This is a genomic window from Mycobacterium sp. DBP42 (genome assembly GCF_005924235.1).
GTDB classification, from domain to species: domain Bacteria; phylum Actinomycetota; class Actinomycetes; order Mycobacteriales; family Mycobacteriaceae; genus Mycobacterium; species Mycobacterium syngnathidarum.
In genome coordinates, this window is record NZ_VCMY01000019.1 from 14,754 (window position 1) to 31,910 (window position 17,157).

General features: G+C 66.9%; 15 protein-coding genes. 5 read left to right on the forward strand and 10 right to left on the reverse strand.

The window, feature by feature from the left end; genetic code table 11:
- Positions 1-3 precede the first annotated feature (3 nt).
- Genes E0T84_RS17810 through E0T84_RS17825 form a run of 4 tightly spaced genes read right to left on the reverse strand, consistent with a single transcriptional unit; the run spans position 4 to position 4,505 of the window.
- Positions 4-1,035 (reverse strand): amidohydrolase family protein, encoded by a 1,032-nt coding sequence (locus tag E0T84_RS17810; protein WP_138745096.1) that lies wholly within the window; start codon positions 1,033-1,035, stop codon positions 4-6.
- Entirely contained in the window at positions 1,032-2,048 is a 1,017-nt protein-coding gene (locus E0T84_RS17815; RefSeq protein WP_138745097.1) for a VOC family protein, read from the reverse strand. Before E0T84_RS17815 ends, E0T84_RS17810 begins: the two co-directional genes overlap by 4 nt.
- On the reverse strand, positions 2,041-2,916 hold the full coding sequence (locus tag E0T84_RS17820; protein WP_138745098.1) for an alpha/beta fold hydrolase: 876 nt from the start codon (positions 2,914-2,916) through the stop codon (positions 2,041-2,043). The genes E0T84_RS17815 and E0T84_RS17820 overlap by 8 nt, the downstream gene beginning before the upstream one ends.
- The gene (locus tag E0T84_RS17825) at positions 2,913-4,505 is read right to left on the reverse strand and encodes a bifunctional 3-(3-hydroxy-phenyl)propionate/3-hydroxycinnamic acid hydroxylase (RefSeq protein ID WP_171055071.1); all 1,593 of its coding nucleotides are present in this window, start codon (positions 4,503-4,505) and stop codon (positions 2,913-2,915) included. The genes E0T84_RS17820 and E0T84_RS17825 overlap by 4 nt, the downstream gene beginning before the upstream one ends.
- Before the next feature lie 80 nt (positions 4,506-4,585).
- On the opposite strand from E0T84_RS17825, the gene E0T84_RS17830 reads away from it, so the two are divergent.
- Genes E0T84_RS17830 through E0T84_RS17845 form a run of 4 tightly spaced genes read left to right on the forward strand, consistent with a single transcriptional unit; the run spans position 4,586 to position 8,108 of the window.
- Positions 4,586-5,221 carry a TetR/AcrR family transcriptional regulator gene (locus E0T84_RS17830; RefSeq protein ID WP_070184773.1) on the forward strand — a complete coding sequence of 212 codons (636 nt, stop codon included), beginning with the start codon at positions 4,586-4,588 and terminating at the stop codon, positions 5,219-5,221.
- Positions 5,218-6,159 carry an acetaldehyde dehydrogenase (acetylating) gene (locus E0T84_RS17835; RefSeq protein ID WP_070184774.1) on the forward strand — a complete coding sequence of 314 codons (942 nt, stop codon included), beginning with the start codon at positions 5,218-5,220 and terminating at the stop codon, positions 6,157-6,159. The genes E0T84_RS17830 and E0T84_RS17835 overlap by 4 nt, the downstream gene beginning before the upstream one ends.
- Entirely contained in the window at positions 6,156-7,163 is a 1,008-nt protein-coding gene (gene dmpG, locus E0T84_RS17840) for a 4-hydroxy-2-oxovalerate aldolase (RefSeq protein ID WP_138745099.1), read from the forward strand. Before E0T84_RS17835 ends, dmpG begins: the two co-directional genes overlap by 4 nt.
- 45 nt (positions 7,164-7,208) lie before the next feature.
- Positions 7,209-8,108, forward strand: a complete 900-nt coding sequence (locus tag E0T84_RS17845; protein ID WP_070184776.1) for a DMT family transporter — start codon at positions 7,209-7,211, stop codon at positions 8,106-8,108.
- Here E0T84_RS17845 and E0T84_RS17850 read toward each other — a convergent pair.
- Positions 8,086-9,672, reverse strand: a complete 1,587-nt coding sequence (locus E0T84_RS17850; protein ID WP_138745100.1) for an FAD-dependent oxidoreductase — start codon at positions 9,670-9,672, stop codon at positions 8,086-8,088. The two genes, E0T84_RS17845 and E0T84_RS17850, sit on opposite strands and share 23 nt — an antisense overlap.
- Positions 9,673-9,854: 182 nt before the next feature.
- Between E0T84_RS17850 and E0T84_RS17855 the strand changes: the two genes are divergently transcribed.
- Positions 9,855-10,433: a TetR family transcriptional regulator gene (locus E0T84_RS17855; RefSeq protein WP_070184778.1), complete on the forward strand. Its 579-nt coding sequence runs from the start codon at positions 9,855-9,857 to the stop codon at positions 10,431-10,433.
- A gap of 18 nt (positions 10,434-10,451) precedes the next feature.
- Here E0T84_RS17855 and atzF read toward each other — a convergent pair whose 3' ends face one another.
- From atzF to E0T84_RS17880, 5 genes are read right to left on the reverse strand one after another with little or no spacing between them, the layout of a single operon-like run.
- A complete protein-coding gene (gene atzF, locus E0T84_RS17860; RefSeq protein WP_138745101.1) occupies positions 10,452-12,113 on the reverse strand; it encodes an allophanate hydrolase in 1,662 nt (553 codons plus the stop codon).
- A complete protein-coding gene (locus tag E0T84_RS17865) occupies positions 12,110-14,104 on the reverse strand; it encodes a 5-oxoprolinase/urea amidolyase family protein (protein WP_138745102.1) in 1,995 nt (664 codons plus the stop codon). The genes atzF and E0T84_RS17865 overlap by 4 nt, the downstream gene beginning before the upstream one ends.
- Entirely contained in the window at positions 14,101-14,724 is a 624-nt protein-coding gene (locus tag E0T84_RS17870; protein WP_138745103.1) for an urea amidolyase associated protein UAAP2, read from the reverse strand. The genes E0T84_RS17865 and E0T84_RS17870 overlap by 4 nt, the downstream gene beginning before the upstream one ends.
- The gene (locus E0T84_RS17875; protein WP_138745104.1) at positions 14,721-15,548 is read right to left on the reverse strand and encodes an urea amidolyase associated protein UAAP1; all 828 of its coding nucleotides are present in this window, start codon (positions 15,546-15,548) and stop codon (positions 14,721-14,723) included. Before E0T84_RS17875 ends, E0T84_RS17870 begins: the two co-directional genes overlap by 4 nt.
- Before the next feature lie 2 nt (positions 15,549-15,550).
- Complete coding sequence (locus E0T84_RS17880; protein WP_138745105.1) at positions 15,551-17,092, reverse strand: amino acid permease; 1,542 nt, start codon at positions 17,090-17,092, stop codon at positions 15,551-15,553.
- Positions 17,093-17,157 lie beyond the last annotated feature (65 nt).

A 17,157-nucleotide genomic window follows, 5' to 3' on the forward strand; every position in this document is an offset into this window, starting at 1 on the left:
GGCTCAATTGGTGTTGATGAGGCGGGCGACTCCGCGCATCACCGCCCGGGTGGCCTGATGCCGCACCTGATCCAGCGGTGACTGCGCCGTAGCCGTCGGCGCACCGCCGAGCCGCGGGAACAACGCCAGCGCGTTGTCGCGGTTGATCGCCTGGCGGGCAGCGGCATCGAGCCCGTCGTACGTGTCCAGGCCCGCGGCGAACAGCCGGCTCGCGGGCAGCGGGGCGAACGGCCAATCGGAACCGAACGTGATGTGACCGGGTTTGGCGAACGCGAGCAGGGTGGGTAGCGCGGCGGCACTCGATGACAACGCGGTGTCGAAGTAGAAACTCGCGAAGTCGTCGAGGGTGTCGGCCGGGCTACGGCCGGTGTCCCCCATGATGGCCACTGCCATGCGGTGCGAGGCATACGGAACAAACCCGCCAGCGTGGCTGAGAACGAACTTGATGGTCGGGTACTTGCGCCGTATCCCGTTGCGTACCAGCAGATAGGCCGCCCGAGTGGTGTCGAGCAGGAAGTCGGCGGCGAACGGCACCACGCCGGGCACCACGGGCCCGGGCAACTCGGCCGGATGGATGAACACCACGGCGGACCGGGCCTCGAGCGCAGCCCACAAATCGTCCTGTCCCCGTTGCCCGAGATATGTCCCCCCGTTGTTGGCCAGCAGTACAACTCCATCGGCACCGAGTGTGTCGAGCGCGCGGATGGCCTCTGTTGTCGCGGCTTCGACGTGCGGCATGGGAAGCGTGGCGAAGAAGCCGAATCGATCGGACTGCGAGGCGAACACGTCGGCTGCATAGTCGTTGAGATCGATGGCCAGCGCCGTGGCGTCGGACGCATTCGGCAGGAAGGTGGTGCCCGGGGTCGAGACCGACAGCACCGCGGTGGCAACGTCGAGTTCAGCCATGGTCTGCAACGAGGCCTCCGGGCTCCAATCCGGCAAGGCGCGTCCGCCTGCCTCGTCGATCCCCGCCTTCTGCAACGCCTTTCGGTAGGCCGGCGGAATCATATGGTGATGAGTATCGATTCGGTTCATGATCTTCCTCCCTGGCTGTCGGCGATGCCGGCACCGGCCAGGGCTGCGACGCTGTCCTCGCGCCGCAGCACGGAGCGGGCGCCGGTCCTGAACTGGGCGAGCTTGTCGATGATCGTCTGTCCTTCCGGGGTGTGGCCCCAGATGCTGATGCCCTGGTGGGTGGTGGGCTCCCAGGTCGTCTCGTCGATGACCAGCGGGTTCCATCCCACCTCCCATTCAAACCCCGATGGGGTCATCGCGTAATAGGACAGTTCCCGGTCGTTGGTGTGCTGCCCGACTCCCAACGCCATGTCGAAACCGAGTTCCTTGATCCGCTGGTAGGACGTGGTCATGTCGTCGAGGTCGGCGACCTGGACGTTGAGGTGCTGGACGCGGGTGCGGATCGGGTTGACGGGCAGGCGGTTCACCGAGGCGATGGCCACCGAGTGGTGGCGCTGATTGACCCGCAGGAACCGGATTTTGATCTTGACGCCGCTGATGGTCTCGTCGATGAAATCGGACAGCCGGGCATCGAACACGGTGTTGTAGTAGCCCCGCATCTGCTGCGGCTTCTTCGTGGTGATCGCCACGTGCCCGATTCCGCAGTCGCCGGTCACGAATCCGCCGCGCACGGTCATCCGCAGTGGTGTGACGGCGGGACGGGCGCGGGTGATGATCTCCTGCGTCAACCCGTTGGGACCGGGGAACCGCACGAGCCTCTCGACCCCTCGCAGGGCAGCCTCTTCTGCGCTGCCCTCGCTGACCGGCACACCGTGCCGCACGACACGTCCGACTATGTCGTCGAACGTGTCGTGATCGTCGAGCTGCCACCCGAGCGCCGTGACGTCCTCGGACGGTCCGCGCTGCAGCAGAAAGCGACATTGGTGGTCGTCGAGCCGGAACCGCAGGACATCGGGCAAAGCGTCGTCGACGTGCAGGCCGACGCCGTCGCGGCCGAAACGCCGCCAATCACCGAACTTCTCGGTGTCGATGACGACGTAGCCGAGGCGGACATTGCCGAATACGCTAGGCATGAGCAAGCTTCGAGTTCTGGCCGAGGAACTCGGTGACGAGGTCGTTGAAGAACTCGGAGCGTTCCCACTGCATCCAGTGGCCGGTGCGCGAGGTCATCACCAGTTCGGCGTTCGGCATGGTGTTGAGTAGCATCGGGCCGCCGGCCGGCCGGTTCACCTTGTCGTCGCGGCCCCACAAGATCAGCGTGGGGGTCTGCAGGTTCTTGAGCCGGCTGTCGCGGGTGAGGTCCATGCGCCACAGCGTGCGCAAGGCCTTCGGTCCCGACGGCCGGGTCAACGGTGGGTCGGCGATCACCTCGGGGTCGATGGACGCGCGGTATCGCAAGTCGATCAGCTCTTCGGGCACCGAACTGCCGTCGTACACCAGGTAATTGCGGATGAAGGTGTCCAGTTTCTCGCGGCTCGGTCCGTCACCGGTGTAGTAGGCCAGCAGGTTGTTGAGGCCCGCAGTGGGCAAGGCGCGCGTGGTGCCGATACCGCCGGGGCCCATGAGCACCAGCTTGCCGACGCGGTGCGGGGTGTCCAGCGCCAACCGCAACGCTGCCGCGCCACCGTATGAGTTGCCGATAAGATGCGCTGTCTCGACACCCAGTTCGTCGAGCAGACCACGGGTCATGTCGGCGAGGAACCCGAACGGATCGGCCTTGTCGATCCCCTTGGCCGAGCGCCCATAGCCGGGCATATCCGGCACGATGACCCGGAAATGCGCGGCGAGAGCCTCGATGTTGCGGCCGTAGTTGGACACCCCCGAGGCACCGGGACCGCCACCGTGCAGCATCACCACCGCGGGTCCGGTGCCAGCCTCGGCGTAGAAGATGGCCCCGCCCGCGACTGTCACGGTGTGTTCGGTGAGTGCGGTCGTGTTCATGAGTGAGCTCCAGTTCTGGTCGGCGCCAGCTCATAGCCGGCCGGCGGTGCGGGGAGCCGCTGCCCTGATTTAGCTGTGGCGTAGATGAATCCGTCGGGGCGCAGCACCACGGCTGCCGCCTTCTTTTGGTACAGCCAGGCGATGAGCGTGCCGTCGACGTCGCGGATCGCTCTGGGCCCAGACTTGTCCCGAGGGCCACCCAGCGCGATCGCGGGCACGCCGAGGTCCGTCCAGGACTGAACGCCCGCCGGGGCGACTCCGGTGTGCAGCACCGTCCATCGCCCGGCCAAGACGTCGTCCAAGCGGACCGTCGCGCCCGCGTCGTCGATGACCCACGGTTGTGGGATCTGCCAGCCGGCCGCGTCACTTCCGGGCCGGGTGAAGAATCCCTCGTCGTAGCGCGCGTCCGGGATCCAATAGAGCTTCTGACCGCCGCGCAGCACCCCGGGCAGCTTGGTCAGCGCCCGGAGGGCGTGGTTGCGGACAGCGGCAATCACCCGGTTGCGCTCGGTGATCACGCGGCCGACGAGACAGGCGCGGCGGGTGACTTCGACGACGTGTGGTTTGCGTTCTGCCTCATAGGAATCCAGCAGGGAATCGGGCGCCCGGCCGGCCAGCACCGCGGCGAGCTTCCAGCACAGGTTGGCAGCATCGCGCACGCCGGCCGACATCCCCTGGCCGATCCACGGCGGCATGGCGTGCGCAGCGTCGCCGGCCAGGAAGATGCGGCCCACCCGCCAGCGGTCGGCAACCCGGACATGGTGGCTGTAGACCACGGCCCGAAGGATCTCGACATTCTCGCGAGTGATGCCCTGATCCTCCAGCACCATCCAGATCTCGGCCTCGCTGACCAGTTTCCGCTCGTCCTCACCGGCCCGGGCCGGGTACTCCCAGCGGTGGTGCCCCAGCGGTGTCGGGCAGTCGACGGTGGGACGCTCCGGGTTGCAGTGGAATCGGAGCCGGTCGTGGGCATCCCACTCGGATAGCACCTTGGTGTCGATGACGACCCATCGTTCGGCGTAGGTGTTGCCCGAGTACCCGATGCCGAATTGCCCACGCGTCGGGGACGATCCGCCGTCGGCGGCGATGACGTAGGAAGCCCGCACCCTCTTGAACGTGTCGGTGCGAAGGTCCGCAAGCATCAGCTCGACGTGGTCCGATTGGGCCAGCGCGCGCAGACACTCGTGTTCGAGCAGCACCTCGACGGTGTCGAAGCGCTCCACCCCCTCGCGCAGTACATGGTCGACCGCGGGCTGGTAGATGAACTGCTGCGGCGGGTGGCCCGAACCTCGCGCGAAGATGGTCGTCTCGATGAAAGGCACGCCATCGGCGTCGACGAACGCCGCGGGCCGGTCGGGCAGCATGTCCTGCTGCAGCCGGTCCGCCAGGCCGACCGACTGCCAGATGCGCAGCACCTCTTCATCGGTACTGATCGCCCGGGCCCTGCCGTACACGTCTGGATCACGCTCGATGACCAGCACTTTCAATCCCTGTCGGCCCAACAGATTGGCCGCGGTGGCGCCGGTGGGCCCATAGCCGATCACCGCCACGTCGTAGAGGTCTGCAGTCACGGGGGCCTCTCTCGTCATCGAGGGTTGTCCTGTAGTGATCGATACGGTAATGTAGCGATCACTACAGAGTCAAGAAGGAAGATGAACGGGAGTCCCTGATGCCCGCTGATGAGCAGCCCAAGCCACGCCGTCGCCGCCTCGATGGCGAGCAGTCGCGGGAACGGATCCTCGACGCCGCCACCGAGATCGCCGCCGAGCGCGGTTATGAAGGCACCAGCATCGCGCTGGTCAGCAAAAAGTGCGGATTACCCGCCAGCTCGATCTACTGGCATTTCAAGGACAAGGACGACCTGATCGCGGCGGTGATCGAGCGCAGCTTCGGGACCTGGCTGGCGGCCTGGCAGGTGCCGACCGACGGGACCACCGACGATCGCGCGGTGAGCGTGGGGACGCAGGTCGCGAAGGCGCTGCTGGACTCCCCTGACTTCATCCGGCTGGGCCTGATGCTGGCCCTTGAGCGACGTCCGGTCGAACCCCGCGCGAGGGCGATGTTCCTCCAGGCGCGCGCGGAGGCGTTCCGTCAGATGTCCGACACGATTCGGGACTGGACACCCGAACTCAGCGACGCCGACGTCGACCAACTCGCCACCTATGCGCTGGCCGGCGCCGACGGGCTCTTCATCGCCAAGGAGATCGACGGCGATTCCGTGGACCTGGTGGCCCTTTTCGAGCTGCACGCGCTGAATCTCATCGAGGCGGCCCGTCGGCTGGTCAACAACCGAAACAGTCGATGAGCCGCTATCCGGTCGCGATCGTCGGCTCGGGCAACATCGGCACGGACCTGATGATCAAGATCCTGCGCGGCGACGGGCCGCTGGCCGTCGCCGCCATGGCCGGCATCGACCCGCAGTCCGACGGTCTGGCGCGCGCCACCCGACTCGGGGTGCCCACCACAGCCGACGGCGTCGACGGACTGCTCGCCATGCCCGAATTCGCTGGCGTCAAACTGGTTTTCGACGCCACCTCAGCAGCCGCTCACCGCGACAACTGGGCCCGGCTGGGCGATCACGGCGTCCGGATGATCGATCTCACCCCGGCCGCCGTCGGCCCCTATTGCGTGCCGGTGGTGAACATCGAGGAGCACCTCGACGCGCCCAACCTCAACATGGTGACCTGCGGCGGGCAGGCCACTGTGCCGATCGTGGCTGCCGTCGCGCAATCAGGCATCGTGTCCTACGCCGAGATCATCTCGTCCATCTCGTCGCGGTCGGCGGGCCCCGGAACTCGCGCCAACATCGACGAGTTCACCGAAACCACGTCTGCGGCACTGCACATCGTCGGCGGCGCACGGCGGAGCAAGGCGGTGATGATCCTCAACCCGGCCGACCCGCCGGTCCTGATGCGCAACACGGTGTACTGCCTCGTCGACGGTGACGCCGATCGGCACGCCATCGAGAACGCCGTCGCGACCATGGCCGACAGGGTCAGCAGCTACGTGCCCGGTTACCGGCTTAAACAACGGGTCCAGTTCGAGACATTCAGTGCCGCACGGCCTCTGTACATCCCGGAGACCGGAAAGTTCAGCGGGACCCGGGTGACCGTGATGCTCGAAGTCACCGGCGCCGCGCATTACCTGCCCGCCTATGCAGGCAATCTCGACATCATGACCTCGGCAGCCAAAGCAACCGCCGAACGCATCGCCGCCTCCGAAAGCGCCATCACACGATCATGATTCACGACTTGTACGTCAGCGACGTCACCCTGCGTGACGGCATGCACGCAGTGCGTCACCAATACAGCCTCGACCAGGTGACCACCATCGCCGCGGCACTTGACGCCGCCGGCGTCGATTCCATCGAGGTCGCCCACGGCGACGGTCTCGGAGGATCGAGCTGCATCTATGGATTCGGGGCGCACACCGACCTGGAGTGGATCGAAGCGGTCGCCGCGGTCGTACGCAACGCGCGGGTCGCGACGCTGCTGTTGCCCGGCATCGGCAGCGTGCACAACCTCAAGGACGCCCACCGCGCCGGCGCCTCCGTGGTGCGCGTGGCCACCCACTGCACTGAAGCCGACATCTCGGCCCAGCACATCGCCGCCGCACGGGATCTCGGTATGGACACCGTCGGCTTCCTGATGATGAGCCACATGGCCACGCCGGCGAAGCTCGCCGGTCAGGCCGAACTCATGGAAAGCTACGGAGCCACATGTGTTTACGTCGTCGACTCCGGTGGCGCCATGACCATGCGTGACGTCGCCGACCGGGTCGACGCGCTCCGCGAGGTCCTCTCCCCCGCCACCGAGATCGGCATTCACGCCCACCACAATCTGTCGCTGGGCGTGGCCAATTCGATCGTCGCGGTCGAGCACGGAGCCAACCGGGTGGACGCGTCGCTGACGGGCATGGGCGCCGGAGCCGGCAACGCACCGCTTGAGGTGTTCGTCGCGGCCGCCGACAAACTGGGCTGGAGTCCCGGCTGCGACCTGCATGCTCTGGAAGACGCTGCCGACGACATCGTGCGCCCCTTGCAGGACCGGCCGGTCCGGGTGGACCGCGAAACGCTCACCCTCGGATACGCCGGGGTGTACTCGAGCTTTCTGCGCCACGCCGAGGCCGCAGCCGAGCTCTACGGCCTCGACGCACGCACGCTGCTCGAAGAGGCCGGTCGCCGCGGCATGGTCGGTGGCCAGGAGGACATGCTCGTCGACATCGCCCTCGATCTGACCGCGCCATAAGGCGGTTCGGGACACCGGTGTCGCGCGATCCGTAGTCTGGATCGGGTGAGTGTGCGGGGCTGGCTGCTGCTGGGCGCCATGAGCATCATCTGGGGCATCCCGTACCTGCTGATCAAGATTGCCGTCGAAGGCGTCTCGGTGCCCGTGCTGGTGCTGGCCCGCACGGCGGTCGGCGCAGCCGTGCTGCTGCCGCTGGTGATGTCCCGCGCGGCGTGGGCGCCGGTGTTGCGGCACTGGCGGCCCGTGCTGGCGTTCGCGTTCTTCGAGATCATCGCGGCGTGGTTCCTGCTCACGGATGCCGAGCGGCGCCTGAGCAGCTCGTTGACCGGCCTGCTGATCGCCACCGCCCCGATCATCGCCGCCGTTCTCGACCGGCTCACCGGTGGAGAACGGTTGAGCGCCAAGCGGATCACCGGACTGGGGATCGGCCTGTCCGGCGTGGCCGTGCTGGCCGGGCCCGGGCTCACTGGAGGGCATGGCTGGCCGATCGCCGAAGTGCTGCTGGTGGCAACCTGTTACGCCATCGCACCGCTGATCGCCGCCCGCTATCTGGGTGAGGTGCCCACCCTTCCGCTGACCGCTGCGTGTCTGTCGCTGGCGGCGCTGATCTACACCGCACCGGCGTTGCTGACCTGGCCGGACCAGATGCCTTCGCGGAACGTACTGCTCGCGCTCACAGCACTGGCCGTGATCTGCACCGCGCTGGCCTTCGTGGTGTTCTTCGCGCTGATCCGCGAAGTCGGGGGCGCGCGGGCGCTGGTGTTCACCTACGTCAACCCGGCCGTTGCCCTGGCCGCCGGGGTCGTTGTGCTCGGTGAACCGCTGACCGTGTACAACGTCGCCGGGCTGGCGCTGATCCTCGCCGGATCGATTCTGGCGACCCAGACCTCGCGGGATCCCGAGCCGGACCTCGAAGCCGAAGTCAGCCGCGCCGGCCCGCGCTGAGCATCTCCTCGATCGACACGAACTTCACCCGAGGCCGCGCCGCCTGCACGCCGCGGTCACGCTCGGCGGCGTCGATCGCACGCCACCCCGGCCAGCCGACGGGCTCGGCTCCCCGACTGGCCAACAGCGCATCGAGCGACTCCCGGCCGTCGACGTCACGAGCCAACAGGCCGGCGTCGAAATCCGCCCACAACTGGGCCACTGTCTGCTCGGCACACAACCGGTTCGTGCCGATCACCCCACGCGGTCCGCGTTTGATCCAACCGGTCACGTAGGTACCGGGCACGACCCGGCCCGAGTCGTTGGGCACGGTCCCGGTGTCCTCGTCGTAGGGCAACCCTGAGACAGGTAGGCCTCGATAGCCGATGGACCGCAGGATCAGAGACGTCGCGATCACTTCGGTACCGCGGACGTCGCTGCTGATCTCGAGCCCTTCGGCCCGGCCGGTTCCGTGGAAAGCGACCGGGGTAGTGCCGAAGCGGAACACCACGCGCTTGTATCCGGGAGTCGGGCTGCGCTGCGCGTATTCACGGGCGATGGCGAGCTTGAACGAGGTTTCGACGTCGTCGTGCTCGTCATCGGCAGGAAGATCCGCAGGGTCGACGACCACGTCGACCCCGTCGAGGTGCCCGAGGGCCAGGAACTCCCCCGCCGAGAACGCGGCGTGCCCGATATCGCGGCGGGCCAGGATCACCACCTCCCGGATTGCACTGTCGGCCAACGCATCCAGGGTGTGCTGAGCGATATCGGTGGCAGCCAGCGTGGCGCGGTCCATCAACAGCACCCGGGCCACATCGAGGGCGACATTGCCATTGCCGACGATGACCGCCCGCTCGCCGGACAGGTCGAACTGATGCGCGGCGTGGTCGGGGTGACCGTTGTACCAGCCGACGAACTCGGCTGCGGCGTGGTGCCCCGTGAGGTCTTCGCCCTCGATTCCCAGGCGCCGGCTGGTGGCCGCACCCACCGCGTAGATCACCGCGTGATGATGGGCCAAAAGCTCATCGTGGTTGATGGTGCGGCCGACCTCGACGTTGAAATGGCTGGCGAACCGCGGATTGGTGAACGCCCTCTCGAAAATGTCGACGACCGATTTGGTGTGCTGGTGATCGGGCGCCACCCCGGCCCGGATCAATCCGAACGGCGTCGGCAGCCGCTCGAACAGGTTGATCTCCACCCCGTCGACATCGATGAGCTCGGCGGCGGCATAGCACGCCGCCGGCCCGGATCCGACGATCGCGACCCGCAGGGATCCCGGTTCGACGCGCGCGCGGGAGGCGGCCGCCGGGATGGACGCCGGCTCAAGCGGATGGCGCTCGAAATAGGTCGCATTGAGTTCCTTGAACCGCTGTAGGTCGCCGGGTAGGTCCTCTTCGTAGTGGATCGCACCGACCGGGCACTCCTCGAAGCAGGCTCCGCAGTCGATGCAGGATTCCGGATCGATGTAGAGCATCTCGGCCGACGCCGATTCCAGCCCACCCTCGGCCGGGCGGATGCAATCCACCGGGCACACCGGAACACAGCTGGCGTCCTTGCAGCAGTTCTGCGTGATCACGTAAGCCATGAGCCTCCCCTTTCAAATCTATCCAGATCGTACTGGACACCTGTCCGGTTTATCGACTCGATCGTCGCACCTGCGCACCCGCCGCCAGCCAAACCGCACCGACTTCACGGCAGAGAACGGGTTTATACAGGCAATTTCACTGGACGATTGCCAATCGCGACCTACGCCACTATTTTGGACACATGTCCAGGCCAGTGGTGGCTACGGTCACTCGCCTACACGACGCCCAGGCTCAGCGCATGCGCACGCAGCGCCGCGTCTTCGGGGCGGCCACGCAACTTCTCGATGCGCACAACGTCGTCTCGGTGCCGGCGCTGGCCGCGCGCGCCAAGATGGCGCCCGCAGCGCTCTACGCGCATTTCCCGTCCATCGAGGTGGTATTCGCCGAGCTGTACCTGGACCGCGTGATACAGCTGCCCCTGGCCATCGATCCCGCGGCCAGTACGACCAGCCGGGTCACCGAGCAGCTCACCGCGCTCACGCTGCTGATGGCCGATGAGCCGCGACTGGCCCGAGCCTGCACTCAGGCACTGATGAGCACCGACGACGCAGTCGTCGAGGACGTCCGCTCCCGGATCGCCGCCGAGGTCAACCGCCGGATTTCGACTGCGTTGGGTGCCGGGGCCTGGCCGGAGGTGCTCGCCACCCTGGAGGCGGTGTTTTGGGGCGCACTGCTGCAGGCACAAACCGGCGCGATGAGTTACCGGCAGATGGCCCGGCAATTGGAGACCATGGTGTCGTTGATCGTGCCCGGAGGCTGACTCCAACGAATGCTCAACTCATGCCATCGCGGCCAACCAACCCCGGTACTCGGTGATGTCGCGGCCTTGTCCGGGCGCGGTGTGGTCACAACCGAATCCGGTGATCCAGCGGCCGTCGTCGAGTTCCACTTTTCCCAGCATCATCGGCGCGGGTAGCTCGGCCAGGAACTCGCCTAGTGCGGCCGGGGACAACAGCCAGCGCTCGCCCACAATCGGGGCCCCTCCCTCGTCCACGCGGGTCAGGCCCGGCTTGGGCGGAACCGTCTCGAGGGCGTACAGCCGGTAGTGGGGCGCGGTGGTGATCGGACCGGCCCATCGCGCACCACGTCCGGTGAGCTGATGCTCCAGCGGCTGACCGCGCAGATGTGCACCGAACACCGCGAGTTCGGTCACCGGCGCACCACCCGACTCGGGCCAGGTGCCGACCGACGGGACGTCGAGAAAGCGACTCGCCAGATCGGCGATGACGCCATCGTGAAATCCCGGTGCCAGCAGGGTGATTCCGAACTGCGCGCCGTCGGACACAATCCCCGCGGGCACGGCAATGGCGCACATGTCGAAGAGGTTGCAGAAGTTGGTATACCGGCCCATCCGGGAGTTCACCGCGACCGGGTCGGCCGCGACCTCCTCGATGAGCGGATGCTCGGGAGCCGTCGGCACCATGAGCGCATGACAGCCGTCGAGCCGAGCGAGCGCTTTGGTACGTAGCGCCTCGACGCGCCGCCGGTCACGCAACAGGTCTGCCGCCGAATGTGACGCGGCCGCGGTGATGATGGCCGCCACGGTCGGATCCAGCTTCGCCTCAGTACCTGCGGCGCTGACGAACTCCCCTACCGCATCCCACCTTTCGGAAACCAACGCACCGTTGTAAAGCAGGTCGGCCGCGGCGAAGAAGTCATCCATCGGAACCGGTACGACGTCGAATCCGACGGCCTTTGCCTGGCGCACGGCAGCGTCGAACGCGGCCTGCCAATGGGTGTCGAGCCCGGCCAATGTGTCCGGTACTGCGATTCTCGGCGTCACCGGCGCGGCGAGACGAACATCGGAACGCCATTCCCGTTGTGGCGCGCCGGCACTCATGACGGCCATCGCCGACTGGGCAGTGGCCAGGTCAGCGGCGAAGATCGTCACACAGTCATAGCTCGCACATGCCGGAACGACACCCTCGGTGGAGACGAGGCCGACTGTGGCCTTGATTCCGACGATGCCCTGCAGTCCGGCCGGCACGCGGCCGGACCCGGCGGTGTCGGTACCGATAGCGATATCGGCGAAGCCGAGCGCGACAGCCACCGCGGACCCTGAACTCGAGCCGCCCGAGATGTAGTCGGGACGGCGGGAATCTCGCACCGCGCCATAGGGACTGCGGGTCCCTACCAGTCCGGTGGCGAACTGGTCGAGGTTGGTCTTCCCGATGACGACAGCACCGGCGGCCTTGAGAGCGGACACCGCCGGTGCGTCGGCATCGGGAATATAACTGAATTCTGGGCATGCCGCAGTGGTCGGTATCCCGGCGACGTCGACGTTGTCCTTGACGGCGAGCACCAGGCCGGCCAGCGGCCCGTCGCCGGCCACCGCCGCACGGTGATCGGCCTCGACCTGTTCCTGTGGGCGCAGGTGGATGAATACCTCGTCGCGACCGGCTTCGGCGATCGTGCGGTAGATCTCGGCAATGCGCGTCACGCGGACTCCTTTCGGGCGAATTCTCCTGCCGCCGACCAACGCTCACGCTCCTCAGAGCGCGCCACCTCCATCGCCGTGCGGGTCGCGGCGATGTCGTCGGCGTTGGCGGTCAGGAACTGCTCGTGTTCAGCCAGTGAGAAAGTTCCGTCCGCGATATCGACCCGGCCTCGCCCGGCAGCCATGTCGGCCCTCAGGTCCAGCAGTTCCTCGGCGGACACCGGATACCACCGGATGCGGTCGAAAAACCGGAGCAGCCAGGGATGTTCAGGATCGAATCCCTGCGCGACCAGCGGGTGCCGGTGGTTCCAGATCTGTGTGGTGCGGCCGACGAACTGATATCCGCCCGGCCCCTCCATCCCGTAGATGCACAGGTATGCCCCGCCGATGCCGACCGCGTTCTCCGGTGTCCAGGTGCGCGCCGGGTTGTATTTCGTGGTGACGAGGCGATGCCGCGGATCCAGCGGTGTCGCGACCGGGGCGCCCAGGTACACATCGCCGAGACCGAGCACCAGATACTCAGCGTCATAGACGATCCGGTGCACATCCTCGACCGAGTCCAGACCGTTCATTCTGCGGATGAACTCGATGTTCCAGGGGCACCATGGCGCGTCGGCGCGCACGCCATGCATGTAGCGCTCGATCGCCTCTCGCGTCGACGGGTCATCCCAGCTCAGTGGCAACCGCACGGTGCGGCTGGGCACCACCAACTCCTGGGCGGCAGGAAGCGAGGCCTCGAGCTCGGCGAGCAACGGGACCAGCTTCGACTGCGGAAGACGGGCCGGGTCCACCTTGACCTGCAACGAACGGATCCCTGGCGTGAGGTCGATGAGTCCGTCCGGCCGGTGCTGCTCCAAGGCGTGGTGCAGCGCATGCGCGCGGGCACGTAACGCCAGGTCCAGTCTCATGTCCCCGTACTCGACCAGAACGTTGTCGTCGCCGATCCGGCGGTAGGTGACGGCAGTGGTGCCGTCCGATGAGGTTGTGCCGGCGATGATTCCGTTGTCCTCGTCGCCGCCGGCGGAGAACACCGCCGCAATGGCGGCGCGTCGCGCCGGGCCGACGGTCGCTGGTGCGGGTGCCGCCGAAGCCTTCACCGGGACGAACCGGACCGTGGCGCCGGGGGCGAGTTGCCCCAGTTTCCAGCGGTCGGCGGCGGTGACGGTGACCGGGCAGACGAAACCGCCGAGACTCGGTCCATCCGGGCCGAGCAGGATCGGGGTGTCCCCGGTGAAGTCGAGCGAACCCACGGAATAGGCATTGTCGTGGATGTTCGACGGGTGCAGCCCGGCCTCCCCGCCATCGGGCCGGGCCCATTCCGGCTTCGGCCCGATCAACCGGACCCCGGTGCGGTCGGAGTTGAAGTGCACCTCGTAGTCGTGGTTGAGAAGCGTGTCGATGTCGTTGCGGGTGAAGAACTCCGGCGCGGAGTGCGGGCCCACGGTCACCGCGATGCACCAATGGTTGCTGATGGCCGGCTGTTCTTCGAACAGGATCCGTCGTGGTGCACCGGTCACCGCGTCCAGGGTTTCCAGCTTGTCCCCCACGGCCAGTGCCCGACCCTCGTGTCCGCCGAACCGGCCGAGGGTGAATGTCGATGCGCTGTCCAGGTATTCGTCGGCCAGCAGCCCGCCCGCCATCGCGATGTACATCCGGAGCCCTGGCCCCTCGATCATCCCGACATCCAGGAGCTGGCCGGCCTCCACGAGGATCGGCACCCACTGCGGGACTCGTGTACCGTCGACGGTCACCGGCGCGGGCGCACCGGTGACACACACCCAGGTGTCGGTGTCGAACCGCAGCGCCGGCCCACCCATGGTGGCCTCCAGCCCGGGCGCGCCCTCCGGATTGCCGACCGCGAGGTTGGCCAGCCGGAAGGACACGTCGTCCATCGGCCCAGACGGGGGCACCCCGATCTGCCAGTAACCGGTCCGTCCCGGCCAGTCCTGCACGGTGGTGGCCATGCCGGGCCGAACGATCTCCAAGCTGGTCATGGGCGGGTCACGATCATTCGCACCGCCGTGGGGTCGAAACCGTTGCAGGGGTTGTTGATCTGCGGGCAGTTCGACACCAGCACCAGAGTGTCGATCTCGGCGCGCAGCGACACTGTCTTGCCCGGAGCCGACAGGCCGTCGACGATGCCCAGCGCGCCATCGGGATCCACCGGCACGTTCATGAAGAAGTTGATGTTGCTGACGATGTCGGCTTTGGTCAGCCCCCAGCGGGCGCCCTCGCCGATGAAGTTCTCGACGCAGGCGTGCTGGTGTTTGGTGTGGTGTCCGTACCGCAAGGTGTTCGATTCCTGCGAGCAGGCCCCACCGAGGGTGTCGTGGTTGCCGACCTCGTCGTCGACGATGGTCAACATCGGCGCACCGTCACTGTCGCGCAGCACCGATCCGGTGGTCAGGAAGATGTTGCCCTGCGCCGCGATCGTGGCCGGGGCGCTGTAGCGCACGGTGTGGTCGTTCGCGCCGTAGAACAGGGTGTCCACGGCCTGGTTGCCGTGCAGGTCGACGATGGTGAGCACGTCCCCGGCAGGTACGACCTTCGACCACGGGGCGCGGGGCGCGACGATTTCATCGACAACGGTGTGGGTAGCGGTGATGGTCGTCATCGGGCACTCCAGACATCTTCGGAATTCAGGTAGGCACGTTGGTATTCGGGGTCCCGCTCATTGACCGTGGCGCCGATCTCGGCCAGGTCGCCGGGCGCCGACCAGGCCAGGACCTCGAGCGGGCCGACGGCGAACTGTGGTGCCGGGTCGAGTGGGTGGGCGGTATTGGCGACCGCCACGATCAGCGGCAGATGGGTGACCAGTTCGACGATGGTGCCGGCACCGGCCGATCCGGTGGAGACCAACGTGCCGTCTGCTTCCACCCGCACGCCGTGGAAGAACGACAGGCTCGGCGCCACGTCACGTCGGGTCAGTCCGTTCTTCAACGCGGCGAGCGCAAGCAGTTCGCGGCCTGCGGGACTCGACGATTCCGGCTCGCCCGCACCGTATTTGGCGGTGTTTCCGGCCAGGGTGGTAGTGCCACACAGGGCGTCGTGATGCCTCGAGGTGTCCGATACCAGGGTGGCCAGCACCCGGCCCTGGTCGCTGAGCAGTGGGTGCCCGGTCGAGAGATACGCCTGCCAGGGGACTTTCACCGTGTCGGCGACATTGAGCCGCTCCCAGGAGGCGTCGGCCCGCCAGAGCAACAGGTGGGCACACGCGGAGCCGTCCAGATCCCGCAGGCGCAGCCGGGTGCCGCGGGCCAGTACCTTGCTGGTGTAGCGGCCGCCGGGAACCGTCTCGGCCCACGTCAACCGCTCGGGCGCAATGCCTTGCGGCGGGGTCGGCCAAGCTGATGCAGGTACGACCGGCATCGAGTCGGTGAACGCGGTGGCCTGGGCCCGGGCGTGGTCGCGGGCGCCGGCAGTTGTCGCGGTGGTCATGCTCAGGCTCCGATCGTGACGGGGTTGGGATGGGTCTTGCCGCGGGGGAAGCACAGTGCGCCGAGCACGACGGCGGCAGCGATGCTCAGCGGTCCGGCCCACTGCAGGATGGGCAATTCACCTGTGGGGTTGAAGATCTCGGCCCGCGGCCAGCCGAGGTTGACGATCATCACGGCACCGTAGAGGACGGCCAGGACGTTGATCGCGATGCCGAACTTGCCGAGTGAGAACAGCGGCAAGCCTTCGGCGTCGACCTGGTTGCGTTGAGTGGGCCAGCCTTTGAGCCGGCGGTACAGCAGCGGCGCGGTGACCAGGAGGTAGGCCAGATAGATCAGGATGATGCAGACGCTGGCCAAGGTGGCGAAGATGGCCGAGTTGCCGACGTTGACGAGAAGCACTCCGATGCACAGCAGGCCGATCAGTACCGAAGGCCAGATCGGGGTTCCGGTGTGAGAGTTGACCCGAGACAAGACCGACGAGGCCGGCAGCCGCCCGTCGCGGGCCATCGAGAACATCAGCCGGGACGCGGCGGTCTGGATTGCCAAGGTGCAGATGGTGATCGCGATCGAGACGTCGACCAGCAGCACCGTGCCCCACGGCGAGGACAAGACGGTGTCGAGTACGTACGGCAGGCCCTCGGTGGCCAGGCGTCCATCTGTAAGGCTCGGGGCCGCCATCAGGGCACCCAGGATCATCAGCCCGCCGCCGAGTGCGGAGACCGAGAGCGCCAGGCGGATGGTGCGGGGCGCGACGCGCCGCGGATTGCGGGTCTCCTCGGCGAGCTCACCGGCCGAACCGAATCCGACCATGACGTAGGCGGCCATCAGACCTGACATGATCCAAGCCCAGACATAACCGGGTTGACCACCGGCGTGGCCGGTGTCGAACACCACCTGGGGACCGCGCTGGGCGTGGGTGAAGAACACACCGATGACGGCGATGACACCGACGATCTCACAGATCACGCCGGCGCTGTTGACCCGTGACATCCATTTGACGCCAAGACAATTGATCGTGGTGGTGAGCACCAGCAGGACGGTGCCGAGCAGTACCGCATTGGCCGCCCCACTCGACGAGGTCAGCGCCGGATCGTCCCCGATCACCTGGAATCCGGACCAGATCGACGGCAGCACCACCTGCAGGGCGATCGCCGCGGCCGAGGCCGTGACGATCTGGGCCAAGATCATGAACCAGCCGCCGAACCAGCCGACCACCTCTCCGCCCATCCGGCGGGACCATTGATAGATGGCCCCCGAGATCGGATAGCGCGCCGCCAATTCGGCGAAGCAGAGCGCCACCAGGAATTGGCCGAGGAACACCGCGGGCCAGGTCCAGAAGAAAGCGGGGCCGCCGAAGCCGAACCCAAGACCGAACAGCTGGAAGATCGTGGTCAGAATGGACACGAACGAGAAACCGGCGGCGAATGATTCGAACTTGCCGAGCCGACGGTGCAACTGCTGGTCATAGCCGAACTCCGCCAGGTCGTCGTGGTCACCAAAACGGTCGGCCACGTCGTGCTGGCTCTCGGTAGCGCTGCTGGTCATAGGCGTTTCTCTCAGGCTCGGGGCGATGCCGCCAGCTCCTTAACTGTCACTTGATAGATAAGCGT